The 18,453-nt window shown below is 65.4% G+C and carries 17 protein-coding genes; 11 read left to right on the forward strand and 6 right to left on the reverse strand.

Annotated features, from left to right (window positions below; genetic code table 11):
* Positions 1–341 precede the first annotated feature (341 nt).
* The 5 genes from sppA to trpB all read left to right on the forward strand — a co-directional run bounded on the left by sppA (position 342) and on the right by trpB (position 4,290).
* Entirely contained in the window at positions 342–1,322 is a 981-nt protein-coding gene (gene sppA, locus JQ587_RS01790; protein WP_212424235.1) for a signal peptide peptidase SppA, read from the forward strand.
* Between the two features lie 182 nt (positions 1,323–1,504).
* Positions 1,505–1,810, forward strand: coding sequence for an integration host factor subunit beta (locus JQ587_RS01795; RefSeq protein WP_007598410.1), 306 nt, complete (start codon positions 1,505–1,507; stop codon positions 1,808–1,810).
* A 150-nt stretch (positions 1,811–1,960) separates the two neighbouring features.
* Positions 1,961–2,353: a lipopolysaccharide assembly protein LapA domain-containing protein gene (locus JQ587_RS01800; RefSeq protein WP_212424236.1), complete on the forward strand. Its 393-nt coding sequence runs from the start codon at positions 1,961–1,963 to the stop codon at positions 2,351–2,353.
* Positions 2,354–2,416: 63 nt separating this feature from the next.
* Positions 2,417–3,076, forward strand: a complete 660-nt coding sequence (locus tag JQ587_RS01805) for a phosphoribosylanthranilate isomerase (RefSeq protein ID WP_212424237.1) — start codon at positions 2,417–2,419, stop codon at positions 3,074–3,076.
* A complete protein-coding gene (gene trpB / locus JQ587_RS01810) occupies positions 3,073–4,290 on the forward strand; it encodes a tryptophan synthase subunit beta (protein ID WP_212424238.1) in 1,218 nt (405 codons plus the stop codon). Before JQ587_RS01805 ends, trpB begins: the two co-directional genes overlap by 4 nt.
* A gap of 79 nt (positions 4,291–4,369) precedes the next feature.
* Here the strand turns inward: trpB and JQ587_RS01815 are convergent, their stop codons facing one another.
* On the reverse strand, positions 4,370–4,714 hold the full coding sequence (locus JQ587_RS01815) for an endonuclease domain-containing protein (RefSeq protein WP_212424239.1): 345 nt from the start codon (positions 4,712–4,714) through the stop codon (positions 4,370–4,372).
* Between the two features lie 72 nt (positions 4,715–4,786).
* On the opposite strand from JQ587_RS01815, the gene trpA reads away from it, so the two are divergent.
* The 6 genes from trpA (at position 4,787) to JQ587_RS01845 (ending at position 9,901) form a co-directional block, all read left to right on the forward strand.
* Entirely contained in the window at positions 4,787–5,623 is an 837-nt protein-coding gene (gene trpA, locus JQ587_RS01820) for a tryptophan synthase subunit alpha (protein WP_212424240.1), read from the forward strand.
* 110 nt (positions 5,624–5,733) lie between these two features.
* Positions 5,734–6,675: an acetyl-CoA carboxylase, carboxyltransferase subunit beta gene (gene accD / locus JQ587_RS01825; protein WP_212302001.1), complete on the forward strand. Its 942-nt coding sequence runs from the start codon at positions 5,734–5,736 to the stop codon at positions 6,673–6,675.
* Entirely contained in the window at positions 6,672–8,015 is a 1,344-nt protein-coding gene (locus JQ587_RS01830; RefSeq protein ID WP_212424241.1) for a bifunctional folylpolyglutamate synthase/dihydrofolate synthase, read from the forward strand. Before accD ends, JQ587_RS01830 begins: the two co-directional genes overlap by 4 nt.
* A gap of 174 nt (positions 8,016–8,189) precedes the next feature.
* A complete protein-coding gene (locus JQ587_RS01835; RefSeq protein WP_212424242.1) occupies positions 8,190–8,930 on the forward strand; it encodes a metallophosphoesterase family protein in 741 nt (246 codons plus the stop codon).
* Between the two features lie 81 nt (positions 8,931–9,011).
* Positions 9,012–9,437: an SRPBCC family protein gene (locus tag JQ587_RS01840; RefSeq protein ID WP_212424243.1), complete on the forward strand. Its 426-nt coding sequence runs from the start codon at positions 9,012–9,014 to the stop codon at positions 9,435–9,437.
* On the forward strand, positions 9,434–9,901 hold the full coding sequence (locus JQ587_RS01845; RefSeq protein WP_212424244.1) for a MarR family winged helix-turn-helix transcriptional regulator: 468 nt from the start codon (positions 9,434–9,436) through the stop codon (positions 9,899–9,901). The genes JQ587_RS01840 and JQ587_RS01845 overlap by 4 nt, the downstream gene beginning before the upstream one ends.
* A 54-nt stretch (positions 9,902–9,955) precedes the next feature.
* Here JQ587_RS01845 and trxA read toward each other — a convergent pair whose 3' ends face one another.
* From trxA to JQ587_RS01870, 5 genes are all read right to left on the reverse strand, one after another.
* Complete coding sequence (gene trxA, locus JQ587_RS01850) at positions 9,956–10,276, reverse strand: thioredoxin (RefSeq protein WP_008540017.1); 321 nt, start codon at positions 10,274–10,276, stop codon at positions 9,956–9,958.
* A 67-nt stretch (positions 10,277–10,343) separates the two neighbouring features.
* A complete protein-coding gene (addA, locus tag JQ587_RS01855) occupies positions 10,344–13,853 on the reverse strand; it encodes a double-strand break repair helicase AddA (RefSeq protein ID WP_212424245.1) in 3,510 nt (1,169 codons plus the stop codon).
* Positions 13,847–16,993 carry a double-strand break repair protein AddB gene (gene addB / locus JQ587_RS01860; RefSeq protein ID WP_212424246.1) on the reverse strand — a complete coding sequence of 1,049 codons (3,147 nt, stop codon included), beginning with the start codon at positions 16,991–16,993 and terminating at the stop codon, positions 13,847–13,849. The genes addA and addB overlap by 7 nt, the downstream gene beginning before the upstream one ends.
* Before the next feature lie 221 nt (positions 16,994–17,214).
* Positions 17,215–17,937, reverse strand: coding sequence for a nucleotidyltransferase family protein (locus JQ587_RS01865; protein WP_212302008.1), 723 nt, complete (start codon positions 17,935–17,937; stop codon positions 17,215–17,217).
* A 124-nt stretch (positions 17,938–18,061) separates the two neighbouring features.
* A complete protein-coding gene (locus JQ587_RS01870) occupies positions 18,062–18,376 on the reverse strand; it encodes a PilZ domain-containing protein (protein ID WP_212302009.1) in 315 nt (104 codons plus the stop codon).
* Positions 18,377–18,453: the final 77 nt, after the last annotated feature.

Raw genomic sequence — 18,453 nt, forward strand, 5'->3', positions numbered from 1 at the left:
CGCGAGCCGGGGCTTTTTTGTTGCAGCATACTCCGTCGTCGTCCCGGACAAGCGCAGCCCTGGACAACGCGTAGCGTTGTTTAGAGCGGAGCGCCGATCCGGGACCCATACCCACAAGAAATGGTTTGGCGAAGACTTGAAGTGGGCGTCTCGCGTCACACTCCTCCCTGGGGTCATGGATCCCCGCGTTCGCGGGGATGACGAAGGAGCTTGTGGCGACTTCCTCGCCCGTCACGAGGCCTTGTTTTCTTCAAATTGCGCCGCAATTGATGTATCCAGGCAAGCCAATGGTCACGTTGTGGCGGCACAACGCCCGCGGCCTTTCATTTGGAGATATTTCGATGTCGCTCGATTCGGACATCATCGTCGACCGCCGCAGGATCCGCCGCAAGCTGACGTTCTGGCGCGTGATGGCCGCGCTGATCGCGATCGCTGCGATCGCGGGCTTCGCGCTGATCGCGACACCAGGCGCGCGCGGCACCTTCGCCACCGCCGGCGCGATCGCACGCGTGCAGATCGACGGCCTGATCCGCAGCGATGCCGAGCGCACGCGGGCGCTGGAGCGGCTGGAGAACTCGCAGGCCGCCGCCGTCGTCGTTCACATCAATTCGCCGGGCGGCACCACCGCCGGTTCCGAGCAGCTCTATGATTCACTGACGCGGCTGAAGGCGAAGAAGCCGCTGGTCGTCGTGGTCGAAGGGCTTGCGGCGTCCGGAGGCTACATCACCGCGATTGCGAGCGACCACATCATCGCCCAGCAGAGCTCGCTGGTCGGCTCGATCGGCGTGCTGTTCCAGTTTCCCAACGTCTCGGAACTCCTGAAGACCGTTGGCGTCAAGGTGGAGGAGGTCAAGTCCACGCCGCTGAAGGCCGCGCCCAACGGCTTTGAGCCGACCAGCCCGGAAGCGCGGGCCGCGCTGGATGCGTTGGTGAAGGATTCCTATGCCTGGTTCAAGGATCTGGTGAAGCAGCGCCGTGGCATGGATGACACGCAGCTCGAAAAAGTCGTCGATGGCCGTGTCTTCACCGGCCGCCAGGCGATCGATCTCAAGCTGATCGACCAGCTCGGCGACGAGAAAACCGCCGTGACCTGGCTCGAGGAGCAGAAGGGCGTCAAGAAGGGTCTTTCGGTCCGCGATTACAAGCTCGAGCCGCGCTTTGGCGATCTGCCGTTCCTCAAGACGGCTGCTGCCGTGACGCTGGAAGCGCTTGGATTCGGCTCGATTGCGCATCAAATCGCGCAAACCGGTGTCGTGCAGGCGGTCGATCGCGTCGGTATGGATGGAATGCTGGCCTTGTGGCAGCCGGCTGCGTCGAATTGACCGGAAAAGGCGGGAACAACGCGAGCCTCGGATCTTTTTCCCGTCTGGCGGGTAGCTGCGCAGCCCGCTTTTTCGGCATTTGTCACGCATTTTCCCGACGCTCAACCTTCATTTAGCGTCTTGACAGATCAAGGCATTTTCACGGAAATGGTCATCCGCACGCTTCCGGGTCCTATCTCTCGATGATCAAATCCGAACTTGTTCAGCGTATCGCCGAGCACAACCCGCATCTGTACCAGCGGGATGTCGAGAACATTGTGAATGCGATTCTCGAAGAGATCGTAGCGGCCCTCGCGCGCGGTGACCGCGTCGAGCTGCGCGGCTTCGGTGCCTTCTCGGTCAAGCATCGCCCTGCACGCGCCGGCCGCAATCCGCGCACCGGCGCCCATGTCCCCGTCGATCAGAAGAGCGTTCCGTTCTTCAAGACCGGCAAGGAAATGCGCGAGCGGCTGAACCGCGACCATCCGGATCCCGGCGCGCCCGATTAAGGCGCGATGAAATCGCGCTTTAGGTTATGGTTTGAGCATGATCTTTGCGGAAAACCGCTGCACACTTTTCCGGATCATGCTCTGTCGTCCGGGCTTTACCGAACAGCCGCATGATGCGGCAGCAAGCTTGATTCAAGACGAGCGATCGCGATGCGAAAGTTCCTGACCGCGCTGATCGTGATCCCGCTGGGCCTGATCCTGGTGACCTTTGCGGTGGCCAACCGGCATTTCGTCACCGTCTCGTTCGATCCCTTCATGGCGGCCGATCCGGCCCTATCGGTCACGCTGCCGTTGTTTCTGCTTCTGATCCTGGTGGCGGCCGTGGGCGTCGTCGCCGGCGGCTGCGCCGTCTGGTTCGGCCAGCGGCGTTGGCGGCGTGCCGCGCGCCGCCATGAGGCGGATGCGCGGACCGCCCGGGTCGAGCTGGCCGATCTGCGGGCCCAGACGGCCCCGGCCAAGCCCGAACCTCAACGTCTCCCGGTGCCCTCCGGGATGGGCCTTTACGGGCCCGTCGGGCGAGACAAGCAGCGTGCGACGTTGTAGAAGCGGCCCGACCGAAAAACCGTTTACCGGCCGCCGCTTGCGGCCTCCACCCGCTTTGAGACCATGTCCCTGATCGTCAAAATCTGCGGCCTGTCCACGCGCGAGACGCTCGACGTCGCGCTCGACGCGGGCGCCGACATGGTGGGGTTCGTGTTCTTTCCGCCGTCGCCGCGGCATGTCTCGCTGGAGACGGCGCGCGATCTCGGCCGGCAGGTGAAGGGGCGAGCGCTTAAAGTGGCGCTCACGGTCGATGCCGACGATGCCACGCTCGACAACATCATGGATTCGCTGTCGCCGGACATCCTCCAGCTCCACGGCAAGGAAAGCGTGGCGCGGCTGCGGGACATCAAGCAGAAGTTCGGTCGCCCGGTGATGAAGGCCGTGCCGGTCGCAATCGCGGCCGATCTTGCTGTCCTGCCGGGCTATGCCGCAGTCGCCGATCGCATCCTGTTCGATGCGCGCGCGCCGAAGGATGCGACCCGGCCCGGCGGCCTGGGCGCGCCGTTCGACTGGCACCTGCTGGAAAATCTCGATCTGAAACTGCCCTACATGGTCTCGGGCGGACTTCATGCCGACAATGTCGCCGAGGCCGTTCGCGTCACCCGCGCGGGCGGCGTCGATGTGTCCTCCGGCATCGAGAGCGCTCCCGGCGTGAAAGATCCGGAACTGATCAAGGCCTTCATTCGCGCCGCGCGCGCCACTCAAGAGTTGAGCGTTCGATGAACATCGCCAAACCAAACTCCTATCGCAGCGGACCCGACGAGCGCGGTCATTTCGGCATTTTCGGCGGACGCTTTGTTGCCGAAACCTTGATGCCGCTGATCCTCGATCTGGAGAAGGCCTACACCGCGGCCAAGGCCGATCCGGCTTTTCAGGCCGAGATGAACGGCTATCTCAAGAACTATGTCGGCCGGCCCTCGCCGCTCTATTTCGCCGAGCGTCTCACCGACCATCTCGGCGGTGCGAAAATCTACCTCAAGCGCGAAGAGCTGAACCACACCGGCTCGCACAAGGTGAACAACGTGCTCGGCCAGATCATGCTGGCGCGGCGCATGGGCAAGAAGCGCATCATCGCCGAGACCGGTGCCGGCCAGCACGGTGTCGCCACCGCGACGCTTTGCGCGCGGTTCGGTCTCGAATGCGTGGTCTATATGGGCGCGGTCGACGTTGAGCGGCAGCAGCCCAATGTGATCCGCATGGAGATGCTGGGCGCAAAAGTGTTTCCGGTGCAGTCGGGCACGCGCACGCTGAAAGACGCGATGAACGAGGCGCTGCGCGACTGGGTCACCAACGTGCACAACACCTTCTACTGCATCGGCACGGTGGCGGGTCCGCATCCCTATCCGACGCTGGTGCGCGACTTCCAGTCCATTATCGGCAACGAGACCAAGACGCAGATGCAGGAGGTCGAGGGACGCCTGCCGGATTCGCTGGTCGCCTGCATCGGCGGCGGCTCGAACGCGATGGGCCTGTTCCATCCCTTCCTCGACGATCCCTCAGTCGAGATTTTCGGTGTCGAGGCCGCGGGCCACGGGCTCACGCAATTGCATGCCGCCTCGATCGCGGGCGGCCGTCCCGGCGTGCTGCATGGCAACCGCACCTATCTGCTGATGGATGCCGACGGTCAGATCCAGGACGCGCATTCGATCTCGGCCGGCCTCGATTATCCAGGCATCGGCCCCGAGCACTCCTGGCTGCATGAGGTCGGCCGCGTCAATTATCTCTCCGCGACCGACGACGAGGCGCTCGCCGCGTTCCAGCTGCTCTCGAAGCTCGAAGGCATCATCCCCGCACTCGAGCCCGCGCACGCCATCGCCAAGGTGATGGAGCTCGCGCCGAAGCGGCCGAAAGACCACCTGATGGTCGTCAATCTCTCCGGCCGTGGCGACAAGGACGTCCCGCAGGTCGGCGACATCCTGAAGGGCAAGAGCAAGTGAGGCGAGTGTCGCACTCTCTTCACCTCTCCCCGTCGGGGAGAGGTCGGCTGCGAAGTAGCCGGGTGAGGGGTCTCTCCGCTCACTCGAACCTCAATGAGGTTTCGATGAGTTCGAGTACGCCCTCCATATTTTCATACACGTCGGTATTTGAGACTCGCAGGACGAGAAATCCGCAGGCTTCAAGGACTTCGGTCCTGACCTTGTCTTTCTCGATGTCGGTCGGGCTGGAATGCGTGACACCGTCCACCTCAATGATCAGTTTTCCGTCCAACGTCACGAAATCGACGACGTACCGGTCGACAGGGTGCTGGCGGCGAAATTTCCAGCGGGCGGGCTGCCGATTGCGTAGCGCCTGCCAAAGTTTCGCTTCGGCGCTCGTCCGCGACTCGCGGAGCCTTTGCGCTCTGGACTTGAACCTCTCCATCCCCCTCACCCGGCTGCTTCGCAGCCGACCTCTCCCCGGAGGGGAGAGGTATAGCACAGCGATCGCCGAATCATGACCACGCGTATCGACACTCGTTTCGCCGAACTGAAAAAAGCCGGCCGCTCGGCCTTCGTCACCTATGTGATGGCCGGCGATCCCGATCTCGCGACTTCGCTCAATATCGTCAAGGCGCTGCCCAAGGCGGGCGCTGACGTCATCGAACTCGGCATTCCCTTCACCGATCCGATGGCGGATGGCCCCTCGATTCAGGCGGCAGGTCTGCGCGCGCTCAAGGGTGGCATGACCTTGAAGAAGACGCTGGAGCTGGTGCGCGGCTTCCGCGAGGACGACAACGTCACGCCGCTGGTGCTGATGGGCTACTACAATCCGATCTACATTTACGGTGTCGACAAGTTTCTGGCTGATGCCAAGACATCAGGCGTCGACGGCCTCATCATCGTCGATCTGCCGCCGGAGGAAGACGACGAACTCTGCATTCCCGCGCTGAAGGCGGGCCTGAACTTCATTCGCTTGGCGACCCCGACCACGGACGACAAGCGCCTGCCCGCAGTGCTCGCGAACACGTCGGGCTTTGTCTATTACGTCTCGATCGCCGGCATCACCGGCGCAGCGGCGGCGGACGCGAATGCCGTCGGCGAAGCCGTCGCGCGCATCAAGCGGCATACCAAGTTGCCGATCTGCGTTGGCTTTGGCATCCGCACGCCGGAGGCGGCGCGCGCGATTGCCGAGAAGGCGGATGGTTCGGTGGTCGGCACCGCGCTGGTCGATGCGCTCAAGAACAGCCTCGATGCCGACGGGCGCGCAACCGCCAAGACCGTTAACGCGGTGGCCGAGCTGACGGCGGCCCTGGCCCAGGGTGTCAAGGGCGCCAAACAAGCGGCCGAATAGGTCATGATTCCGTTGCCAAGGCGGTCGACACGGCGGCTTGCCGGGCAGGGGCCCGGCCGCCATATAGTTCTTCAGGCGATCCCCTGCGGGTTCGCATATCGGAGCAAACCATGAACTGGCTTACCAATGTGGTCCGGCCGAAGATCCGCAACATGCTGCGTCGGGAGACGCCGGAGAATTTGTGGATCAAGTGCCCGGATTCCGGACAGCTCGTGTTCTACAAGGACGTCGAGGCCAACCAGTTCGTCATCCCCGGCTCGAACTATCACATGCGCATGGGCGCGGTGGCACGGCTGAAGTCGATCTTCGACAACGAGACCTGGTTCGACGTCGCCCTGCCCGACGTCACGCCCGATCCGCTGAAGTTTCGCGATGAGAAGAAATATGTCGACCGCATCAAGGATGCGCGTGCGCGCACCAATCTGAACGACGCGATCAAGGTCGGTTACGGCAAGCTCGAAGGCGCCGGCGTCGTCGTCGCCGTGCAGGATTTCGATTTCATGGGTGGCTCGCTCGGCATGGCTGCGGGTGAAGCCATCGTGCGCGGGCTCGAGCTCGCGGTCGAGAAGAAGTCGCCGTTCATCGTGTTTGCCGCCTCCGGCGGTGCGCGCATGCAGGAAGGCATCTTGTCGCTGATGCAGATGCCGCGCACCACCGTCGCGGTGCAGATGCTGCGTGAGGCAAAGCAGCCCTATATCGTCGTGCTCACCAACCCGACCACCGGCGGCGTCACCGCGTCCTACGCGATGCTCGGCGACGTGCAGATCGCCGAGCCCGGCGCGCTGATCGGCTTTGCCGGCGCGCGCGTGATCGAGCAGACCATCCGTGAGAAATTGCCTGAAGGTTTCCAGCGCGCCGAATATCTGAAAGAGCACGGCATGGTCGACATGGTCGTGCATCGCCACGAGTTGCGCCCGACCCTGGCGCGGCTCTGCCGCCTGCTGACCAAGGCACCGGCGCAGGAGAACGCGTCCAAGCCGACGCAGCCAGTCGTCAGCCCGGCGCAGATCGTCTCGGCCGCTGAGACCGCGCCGGCTGCGCCCCACGCGTGAACGCGTCTCCTGACAGCGCAAGGAAGCCGCTCGACGCATTGATCGGGCGGCTGTCGGCGCTGCATCAGAAGCGCATCGATCTCGGGCTCGAGCGCATGCACCGCCTGCTCGAACGGCTCGGTCACCCCGAACGCAAGCTGCCGCCGGTGATCCATGTCGCCGGCACCAATGGCAAGGGCTCGACGGTGGCCTATCTGCGCGCGACGCTGGAAGCAGCTGGCCTGCGCGTCCACGCCTACACCTCGCCCTATCTCGTCCGCATCAACGAATGCTTTCGTCTCGGCCGCGTCGGTGGCGGCGTGCTCGTCAGTGATGATGAATTGCGCGCGGCTCTGGAAGAAGTCGAGCGCGTCAATGCGGGCGAGCCTGCGACTGTGTTCGAGCTCAAGACTGCCGCCGCGTTCCTGTTGTTCGCGCAAAATCCTGCCGATGCGGTGTTGCTCGAAGTCGGCCTCGGCGGCCGGCTCGATTCGACCAATGTGGTCGATGCGCCCGCGGCCTGCGTGATCGCGCCTGTCAGCATGGATCACACGGATTTCCTCGGCGATACCCTGGCGTCGATTGCGGGCGAGAAGGCCGCGATCATCAAGCACGGCGTGCCCGTGATTTGCGCCGAGCAGACCCCGGACGCGATGGCTGTGATCGAAGCGCAGGCCAAGCGCATGCGCGCGCCGCTGTTTGCCGCGAATGAAAGCTGGCACGTCAATGTCGAGCATGGGCGCCTGGTCTATTCCGACGAGCGCGGCCTGATGGATCTCGCGGCGCCGCGCCTGTTCGGCCGTCATCAGTTCGACAATGCCGGCCTTGCGATTGCGACATTGCGCGCGATTTCGACGTTCAGGGTCAGCCAGGCGGCGTTCGAGGCCGGCATCGTCGGCGCCGAATGGCCGGCGCGGATGCAGCGTCTCACCTCGGGCGAACTGCTCGCCCTCGGGCCGCAGGGCTCTGAGATCTGGCTCGACGGCGGCCACAATGCCGAAGGCGGCCGCGTTGCAGCCGCCGCGCTCGGCGATCTCGAAGAACGCGTGTCGCGGCCGCTGGTCGTGATTGCGGGCATGATGGCCAACAAGGACGCAAAAGCGTTTCTCGCCAATTTCGCGGGTCTCACCCGCCACATCATCGCGGTGCCGATCCCGGACACCGAGAATGCGATGCCGGTGGATCGCCTTGCGGATGCCGTCCGCAGCCTCGGCATGCGCGTCGAGATCGCCCCCGGCGTCGAGGCTGCGCTGCGGGCTTTGTCGCGGCTCGCCTACGAAGTGCCGCCGCGCATCCTGATCACCGGCTCGCTTTATCTCTCTGGCCACGTGCTGGGGCTCAACGGCACGCCTCCTGCATAGGCGGTCTCGTGTCCCGGACGCGGTGCAGCGTGCAACGCTGCTCCGCAGAGCCGGGACCCAGAATGCCGCAACATGGGCCCCGGCTCGGCGGCGCACCACCATAGCGCGTCGAAGACGCGCGTAAGCGCGCTTATGGTGCTGCGCCGCGTTCCGGGCACGGGAGTGAGGATAACGATGCGTTTTGCCGCGATTGCCGACGTCCACGGAAACTATCTCGCGCTGGAGGCCGTGCTGGCCGATATTCGTGCACAAGGCATCACTGACATCGTCAATCTCGGCGACATGCTGAGCGGCCCGCTCGATGCACGGCGCACCATCGACATCCTGATGCCGCTCGACGCCGTGCACGTACTCGGCAACCACGACCGTTATCTGCTCGATCGTCCCCCGGAGAAGATGGGCTCGTGGGACCGTCCCGCGCATGCGCAGCTCAATGCCGCGCAACTCGACTGGCTCCGCGCGCAGCCGATGACCCGCGTGTTTCGGGAGCAGGTCTTTCTCTGTCACGCAACGCCTGAGGATGACGAAATCTATTGGCTCGACACTGTGCATCCTGACGGCACGGTCGCCCTGTCGCCGCTCGATCGCATCGAGCAGTTCGCGCAAGGCATCACGCAATCCCTGATCCTCTGCGCCCACACGCACCTTGCGCGTGCCGTGCGGCTTCGCGACGGCCGGCTGATCGTCAATCCCGGCAGCGTCGGCAGCCCCGGCTATCGCGATGTGCATCCATTCCCGCATCTGGTCGAGGCCGGCACGCCGCACTCGCGTTACGCGATCCTCGAGCTCTCTGACGCTGCCTGGCAGGTCACGTTTCGTCAGATCGCCTACGACCATGAAACGATGGCCGCGCTCGCGCGCCGCAACAATCAGCCGGAGCTTGCGAACGCGCTGGCGACGGGGTGGATCAAGTAGACGGCTCCCTCAAGGCTGCGGGCTTGACATTATAGTATGCGCGCTTATTATAAGCGTGCATATTAAATGGGAGGTCATGCCATGAGCGACGAAAACAGCTGGCGAAGCGAATACGCGATCGAGACGTCGGCAGCCGCAGAGACGATCTGGAGCATCTTTCGCGACGTCCCAGCCTGGAAGAACTGGAACGCGGGCATCGAGCAGATCGACATCGACGGGCCGTTCGAGACCGGCACCTGGTTCACCATGAAGCCTCCCGGCGAGGAGGCGCTGCGCTCGCAACTGGTCGACGTGCGCGAGAACGTCTGCTTCGTCGACGAAACACGGGTCGGCGACCTCGCCATTTTCGTCACCCATCGCATCGAGCCGCTTGGACCCGCACGGACCCGCATTGTCTACGCCGTCGATGCCCGTGGGCCGCAGGCCGCCGAGATTGGCCCTGCGGTTTCCGCCGATTTCCCCGAGGTGCTCGCGAGCCTGTCCAAACTGGCCGAGGGGACCCGATGACGAAGCCGCCGCTCCCGACCCGTCTGTCCGGCCCCGCCGAAAGCCCGGGCTTCCTGCTCTGGAAGATATCGAACGCTTGGCAACGCCGGTTGCGGGTGGCGCTTCAGCCTTACGAGATCACCCATTCCCAATTCGTGCTGTTGGCGACCGCGACCTGGTTCGGCGCCGAGGAAACGCTGACCCAGGCGCGGCTGTCCCAGCTCAGCGGCATCGATCCGATGACCACGTCCCAGGTGTTGCGCGCGCTGGAAGCAGCAGGGTTGATCGAGCGGATCGATCATCCCCAGGATCCGCGCGCCAAGGCGATCACCGTCACCAAGGCAGGGCGCGATCTTGCCCGAAAAGCCGTCGTGGCGGTTGAAGACGCCGATGCAGCGTTCTTTGAGCCGCTGGCCTCCGACACCAAGCGGCTGGTCGCGATGTTTCAGGCGCTCGTCGCAGGCCATGAGGTCGACCCAAAATAAAACGGCCGGCGAAAGGCCGGCCGTTGCAGAAGTCTCAGTTGGTTGCGACGTGGATCAGACCGCGGAGGTGATCCACTGCTGCAGCTTCGCCTTCGGCGCGGCGCCGACCTGACGGGAGGCCATCTCGCCGCCCTTGAAGATCATCAGGGTCGGGATCGACATCACGCCGTATTTCGACGCGGTCTTCGGGCTCTCGTCGACGTTGAGCTTCACGATCTTGACCTTGTCGCCCATCGCGCCGGCGATCTCGTCAAGCGCGGGAGCGATCATGCGGCAGGGGCCGCACCATTCGGCCCAGAAATCGACGACCACGGGGCCGTTCGCCTTGAGCACTTCGGCTTCGAAATCGGCGTCGGAAACCTTGCTAACGGCCATTGCAGTACCTCACTCGGTTGAAAGAATCGGCGCGCATGGGAATCGCGCCCGGGATCATGCGGTCAACCTATGAACGGCCCCTTGCCGGGTCAAGGACGCTCACGCCGACATGAAGGGATGCCAGCGCCGCGTCCAGCGCGGGGGCTGAAATCTCCATATATTCAAGGGCCTCGGTCCAGAGCAGGACGGCCCGGATGGGCTTTTGGGGATAAAGCCGCGATAGCACGGCCCGGTACAGCGCGAGCTGCCGGACATAGGCGGCAGGCGCCTCCGCCGCGCTTTTGGGCGCCACCTGGTTGGTCTTGAAATCGACGATCAAAACCTCGTCCGGGCGAACGACCAGCCGGTCGATCTGCCCCGACACCAGCGCCGGTGGCCGCCCCGGCCGGTCGAGCTTGCCGGCGATGGCGACCTCCGCCCGGCTGCCCGCGGCAAACACGGCTGCAAAGCGTGGCTCGGCGATCAGGGCGAGCACTTTGTCGGCGAGCGCAACGCGGTCGGCCTCGGCCCAGTCCGCGGCGTTGCGGGTCATGAAGCCCAGCGCAGCCTCGCGCCGGCGCTCGGCGGCGATGTCGGGCAGCGATTGCAGGAGGCGGTGCACCAGCGTGCCTCGTTGCAGCGCCAGCGCGCGCAACTGCACCGATTCGCCGGTCCGGACCACGCGGCCTTCCTCGGCGGCCTGGCCTGATGGGCGCACCGGATCGTCGTCGATGGTCTCGCGCGGCGCCGGTGTCCGCAGCCAGTCCGGCAGCGCGATCGTCTGGTCGACCGTCGTCGCGGGCGTGCCGAGCGCCGTGACATCCTGAGGTCGCGCGAAGCGGGTCACCTTGCCGAGCGCTGTCTCGATCGTCTCCTTCTCCAGCCCCGAGCCGGTGAGCCCAGTGTCGATGAGATCGTACCAGCTCAGCTTGCGGACCGTCCTCATGTTGCCGGGCATGCAGCCGCCGACGATCAGCCGGTCGGCCGCGCGCGTCATCGCGACATAGAGCAGGCGGCGATATTCGTCCTCGGTCTCCTCGAGCATCGCCTTGCGCGCCTCGGCGACAGGTTTGGGATCGTCCGCCTTGCGCCCGGCCCAGACCACGATCTCGCCGCCATTGCCGCGCGGGACGTGGATCAGCCGAACCCGCTGCGAGTCTGCGGGCGACGATGTGGTGTCGACCATGAACACGACCGAGGCCTCCAGTCCCTTGGCGCCGTGCACCGTCATCACCCGCACCTCGTCACGCGTGATCTCCATGTCGCGCTTCACCTCGGTGTCGGCCGAGCGCAGCCAGGCCATGAAGCCTTGCAGCGAGGCGGGTGCCTTGCGCTCGCAGTTCAGTGCCAGCTCCAGGAATTCGTCGAGCGCGTCATTGGCCTCATGGCCGAGCCGGCGCAGGATCCGCGCGCGGCCGCCATCGCCGCCAAGCAGCCAGGCATAGAAGGCAAACGGCGTTTCGTCGCGCGCGCGCATCTCGCAGGCTTCGAGGCGCCGCAATACGGTTGCGAATTTCTCGCTTCCAGCGGCGTGCTCGCCGAGCGCGCAGCGCAGCGATGCCTTGCGGTCGTGAGCGATCCTGAACAGATCATCGTCATCGAGACCGAACAGCGGGCTCTTCAGCGCCACCGCCAGCGCGAGGTCGTCCTGCGGCAGCAGCAGTGCGTCGGCAAGATTCATCAGATCGATGATCGCGATGTGCTCGGTCAGTTTGAGCCGGTCGGCGCCGGCGACGGGAACATTGGCGTGCTTCAGCGCCTGGATCACGGCATCGAACGCGTTACCGCGCCGGCGCACCAGGATCAGCATGTCGCCGTAGCGTAGCGGCCGTCGCTCGCCTTCGTGCCCGGTCAGCGTGCCGCTTTCGACCAGCCGCTTGATCTCGACCTGGATACGGCGCGCAAGCTTCACCTCCGGGCTGGTCGTGGCGACGCCGTCGAACGGTGCGCGCCAGCCTTCGATCTCCTGCCGGTCGTCGGCCTCCGCGAGATCCCACAGCTCGATCACACTCGGGCCGGCATCGGCCAGTGCATTGTGCAGGGGATGACCGATCTCGACCGAATGGATGCTCTTGTAGATCGCGGGTTCGCGGAACACGTGGTCGACCGAGTGCAGGATCGCCGCGCCCGAGCGGAACGAATAGGTGAAGGCGACCGGATCGAACTTCAGCCCGGCCGCGGTGAATTTGCGATGCAGCTCGCGGCGGCGTGCGTCGAACTCGTGCGGGGCAGCACCCTGGAACGAGAAGATCGACTGCTTCTCGTCGCCGACCGCGAACACGGTGCGGTTCAGGCCTTCGCGCGCGCCTTCTCCGGCCGTGAATTCCGAGATGATGTGCGCGACGATGTCCCATTGCCGCGGGCTGGTGTCCTGGGCCTCGTCGATCAGCACGTGATCGACACCGCGGTCGAGCTTGTAGTGCACCCAGCCCGAGGAGATGCGGTCGAGCATCGCCAGCGTCTTGTCGATGAGGTCGTCGTAATCGAGCAGTCCGCGCTCCTGCTTCTCGCGGCGGTAGTTTGCCGCCGCCGCAGTCGCGATATGCAGAAGCGCCGCGGTGCGGTCACGCATGGTGACCGCGCGGCGCTTCTCGACCAGTCCGCTGATGCGCTGCACCTCGTTCTCGAACAGGCGGGCGACGGACGGATTGTGCTCGCCAAATTTCTTGGTCAGCACCGCCTTGCGCGGCAGCTTTTCGTCGGTGAGGAAGACCGACAGATAAGCATCGACCTGTGCGGCGCCGGAAAACACCTTTGCCTCGCGAAGGCGGCTTGCCTGGTCGTTGTCGGACTTGCTGCCATCCTCCAGCGCAAAGGCGATGTCGTCCCAGCGCGAGCGCGGCAGGTATGGGCCATCGAGAATCTCCGTCTCGACATCCTCGATGCGATCGCTTGCGTCCACGCCCAGCGCCGCCGCCATTTGTGCAGCGGCGGTCTCGGCATTGCCGGCCTCATCGGTCCAGGCCATAAAATGGTCGCGGCTCAGGCAGGCCTCGCGCACGACCTCCTTGAAGGTGACGTCGGCGGCGCTCGCCATCGCGGTCAGCAGCGCGCAGCCGGTGACGCTGTCAGGATCGCGCGCAGCCTCCAGCAACACCTTCAGGTTGGCGCGCTCCATCATGTCGTTCTGGTCGCGGTCGTCCATGACGGCGAAGCGTGCGGGCACATTGGCCTCGAACGGAAACTGCTGGAGCAGGCGGGTGCAGAGCGCGTGGATGGTCTGCACCTTCAATCCGCCCGGCGTTTCCAGCGCACAGGCGAACAGCTTTCGCGCTTCGCGTCGCAATTTTCGATCGGGATGCGGGATGCCGACGGCGCGGATCGCCGCATCGAGTCCCGTATCGTCCAGCGTCACCCAATGGCCAAGCGTGGTGAACACGCGCTCGGCCATGTTGGCGGCGGCGGCCTTGGTGAAGGTGATGCAGAGGATCTTCTCCGGCGGCACACCCGAGAGCAGCAGGCGGATCACGCGCTGCACCAGCACATGCGTCTTGCCTGAGCCGGCATTGGCCGACACGAAAGCCGAGGCGGTCGGGTCCGACGCACGCGCCTGCCGTGCGCGCACTTCATCAGGAATCGGGCGGGGCGCCTTCACCATTCCTCGATCCCCAATCCGCCGGCCGCGGACCATTCCTTGATCCGGGCGAGATCGTCATAGGCGCCGTAGCGGTTGGTCCACATCGGCAGGTTCAGCGAGGTGTATGGCTGGTTCTCGTCCTCGAAGGCGCGGACCAGGGCTTCCAGCTTGGCCCGCGCTTCGGCGGTGGCCGTATCAGGCGGCTGCGGCTCATCGCCCGGCTTGTATTTGAGCTCGAGGATGCGCTCTTCGCCGGGCGGATTGTTGCCACTCAGGCGGACATAGACCAGCTGGCTGACCGACCCACCGGCATCGATATCCGGAAAGCCGCCTTCGCGCAGGATCGCGGCCTCCAGCGTGAGCTGCGGCGACAGGCCCATGCGGACCTGCTTGCCGGTCGGCGGCTGGCCGGTCTTGTAGTCGAGGATGGCATAACCGCCGCCCTGGCGCCGCTCGATACGGTCGGCGCGCGCGGAGAGACGGAAGCTGCGCCCGTGGTCGAGCGCGATCGAAATCTCGCCGCGGGTCTCGGCGGTGATGGCTTCGATCGCATCGCGCCGCGCGGTCTCCCATTCGCCGAACCAGTGCGCGATGCGCTGGAAGCGCGGCCACCACAGCGCGCGCGCCTCGGGCCGTTCCATCAACGGTGCAAAATGCTTTTCGCCGATCGCGCGCAGCACCCGGGCGGGATCGGGGGGGAGATGTGCGGCGTAGGTCTCGGTGAACTCGCCGAGTGCCTCATGGATCGCCGATCCGCGATCGGCGGCCGACAGCGGCATGTCGACGGGATCGAGCGCATCGAGCTTCAGGACATACTTGGCGTAGATCGTATAGGGATCGCGCAGCCAGTCCTCGATCGCGGTGACCGACATGCTTGTCGGCCGCGTCGCGCGCGGCGGCCGCGGCTCGGGCTGCTTGATCGGCGTGACCTCGGCGGGCTGGTCCAGCGTGGCCGCGAACTGCACGTATTTTTCGCCCGCGCGGACCGCCACCCTCCAGAGATCATCGCCTGCGACGGCCTCCAGCCGATGCAGGAAGCGCGAGGCGACGGCCGGCGCGCCGCCGGCCTTGGCGGAATGGGTGAGGATCACCTCGTCGCCGCCGAGCAGCTGTGCGAAGTCATGCGCGGAGAGGCCGATGCGCCGCTCCGGCAGATCGAGGCCGAGCTCGTGCCGCATCGGCCGGCTGAGCCAGGGATCGATCCGCGGCGCCGGCGGCCAGACGCCTTCGATCAGGCCGCCGACAATGATCCGGTCGGCCTGCATCAGGCGCGATTCCAGCGGGCCGTAGATTTGCAGCCGCGCGCCTGGCTTATCGCGCCTTCGCACCGCGCGATCGCTGAACGCGGTCTGGAACAATTCGGCGTAGTCGGGCAGCGTTACCATCAGCCCGCTGGTGGTGCCGCCGCGCAGGAGATCGTCGAAGGCGCTCGCGAGCGCGAGGCCTTCGCGCTCCTCGAGGGCGAACGGCACACCCTGTTCGTCGCGCGACAGCTCGATCAGGATTTCGCGGTGCCGGTGCGCGAGCTCGGCGAAGTCAAACGGCTTTGATGACGCCAGGATTTCGATCGGCGCCAGTGCTTTCTGCAAGGCGTCGATCAGCGCCTGGATGCGGTCGATATCCTCAGCCTTGAGACGCGCGCGCGGCTCGGCCTTGTGGAGCGCGGAAACTTCGCTGCGCCAGAGTTTTGCCAGCTCGTCGCGAAAGCGGTTGAACTCGCGGAGGAGACCGCCGGTGCCCGCGGGCGGGCGCGTGCCGCGCAAGACCGCTAGCTCCAGCCCTTCGATCGCGGTCTTCCATGCGCCGGGCGCGCGGCCGAGCCGGCACAGCGGATGTTTCAGCATCGCCAGCAGCGTCGGCGGCTCCAATCCCTTCGTCGCCGCTTCCGCCACAAGGCGAGCAAAGACGCCGGCCGCGGTTTCCATCAGCACGTCGCCGCCGGAATCGTCGAAGGCGAGATCCCATCGGCTCAGCGCGGCCATCACGCGGCGCGCCAACGCACGATCGGGCGTCACCAGCGCTGCCGACTTGTCGAGATGCCGCGCCTCGCGCATCGCGATGGCGATCGCGAGCGCTTCCATTTCCGGATTGGGCGCCTCGACCACGGCGAGATTTTTCATGCCGCCGGCGATCTTCGCGGCGATATCGGGCTGCTTCAGCCGGTCGTGCCAGACTTCCGTCTTGGCGGAGGGCCGCATCGATTCCGATGCGAGCAGATCGCGGCCACCGTCGGCCGGCGGCTGCAGGATCTCGACGTCGCTGCGCTTGATGCCGAAACGATCCAGCAGCGCATGCATCGCATATTGCGGATGGTTGGAGGCCGGATGCTCCGCGAACTTGCCGAGTGAATCGCGCACACCACCGATGCTGCGCCAGGCGTCGTCGTCGAGATCGGTGTCGAGGCCCGGCAGCACCACGGCACCATGCGGCAGCAAGGCCACCGCATGCAGGAACTTTGCGGTGGCCGGCATCGAGCCGGTCGAGCCGGCTGCGATCACCGGGCCATGCGGATGCGAGGTCAGCCGTTTTGCTTCCGCGGCGATCAGCAGATCGCGGCGCGAGGCCGGCTCGATCCGGTTGATCTCGGCGAGATGGCCGGGCCAGGCGATGCGGGCGATGCGCAGGAATTCGAGCGAATGCTGCCAGTAGCGGTCGAGGTTATCGGGCACGAGACCGTCGAGTGCGCTCCAGTCGACGCCGCGCGTCACCATGTCGTCGATCAGGCGGGCGAGATCGCCGGCCAGCGCCAGCGTCGAGGCGGGGCCGCCGACCACCAGCGGCGCCAGCACCGGGCCTTTGGCCCAGGCGGCGACGAGCTGTGCCAGCGTCAGGCGCCGTTCGAGCTCGCCGAGCCGTGGCGGAATCTCGAGCGGCGCGGTGCCGGAAAACTGCTCGCCCTCGTCGGCGAAGGCGAGTTCGTCCTCGTCGATGTCGCCGAGCGCGACGATGCGCGGCAGCACCACCGCATCGGCCTTCATCTCATCGAGAAAGATCTCCCGGACGACGCGCATGGCGCGCCTTGTCGGCAGATACAGCGTGGCGTCCGCCAGCCGCGCCGGTTCCTTGCGCGCCTCGAATCCCTCGACCAGCCGGCCGTCCAGCAGTGCGGAGACGATGGTGCGCAGGAACGGAACTGAGAGGGGAACGCTGAAAACGCGCATGGGTCGCCTGATTCGGAGATCAGGGCAATATAGGGAGGCGGATTCGAATGGTCATGGGGCGGGGTGAAGTCGTCCCCGCTGTTCGTGGGCTAGGGTGGGTTAAACGGCGGCCGCGCGAAGCGCAGTCCGCTGGCGTAACCCACCGCTTCTGTCGCCGCTGAAACAAAAGAGGTGGGTTGCGCTGACGCTAATCCACCCTCCGGCACTACGTTTGGGGCAGCTTACGCCACGCTCTCCAAAAACGCCTCTTCCGCGGCGCGCACGGCATCGGGCGTTCCGACATGCATCCAGACGCCGTCGAGGCGGAGGCCGAACAACCGCTCCTGCTCGTTCGCGCGGTCGAACATTTTCGTCAGCGAGAACTCGCCTTGCGGCGCGCCTTCGAAGATCGTCGGCGAGAGGATCGCCGCGCCCGCATAGACGAACGGAACGATCTCCTTTTCCTTGCGCTTGCGCAGGGCTCCGTCGGGCATCATGCCGTAATCGCCGCGGCCGCTATAGCCGATGCTGGTGGCGGTCGGCGCCATCAAGAGCAGGATGTCCATGCGCGCGGGGTCGAAGTTTTCGGCAAGCCGCGCCAGGTTGGAGCGCACGCCGTCGATCCACAGCGTGTCGGAATTGACATGGAAGAACGGCGCATCGCCGAGCAGCGGCAGCGCCTTGACCACGCCACCGCCGGTGCCGAGCACCTGGTCGCGCTCGTCCGAGATAGTCACGCGCGGATGCTGGCGCTTTGCAGTGTGCTCGATGATCTGGTCCGGCAGGTAATGCACATTGACGACGGCGTCCGTCACGCCGGCCTGGCCGAGCTTGTCGAGCACGTGGTCGAGCAGCGGTTGGCCAGCCACCGGCACCATCGGTTTCGGCATCTTATCCGTCAGCGGACGCATGCGCAGGCCGAATCCCGCGGCGAGCACCATGGCTTTGGTCGGTTTGACGGACATCCTTCGCTTTCTCGAACCTCGAAAATCTCTGCGTCGCGGCAGCCTAGCACGGGCGCCGGACCGCCGCACCGCGTCTTAACCGCCTTAGCCACCCGCCGTGACGGTTGTGCGACGGGTGTTGCCGTCACGCCCCGACGGCTGTGGAACGCGTCTTTTTCTTGTCGCCGACCTTCAGGAAATTGACGCCGATCTGGTCGCCGTTCACCCAGGCCAGTTCGCAGCGCCGGTACGCAAGTCCGGTCGAGGACAGCAGCAGAAAAAACTCTTTCAGGTGCAGGCCTTCGACCGAGCCGTCGATGGTCAGCTTGGCGCCGCTCTCGGAGACGTCCTCCATGATGCATTCGCGCCGCCAGGTGCCGTCGATGCCCATCATCTGGGCCGGCACCCCACGTTCGAAGACAACCCGACTGTTCCCACGATGGTCCGTCTTGACCGCCATCTGCCCTTGCTCCAGCCCTGTACTTATCCGGCTGCCTGCGGGGAAGGATACCGGTGCGATGGCTAACAGCCGGTAAA

Source organism: Bradyrhizobium manausense, assembly GCF_018130615.1.
In the GTDB taxonomy this organism is placed as follows: domain Bacteria; phylum Pseudomonadota; class Alphaproteobacteria; order Rhizobiales; family Xanthobacteraceae; genus Bradyrhizobium; species Bradyrhizobium manausense_A.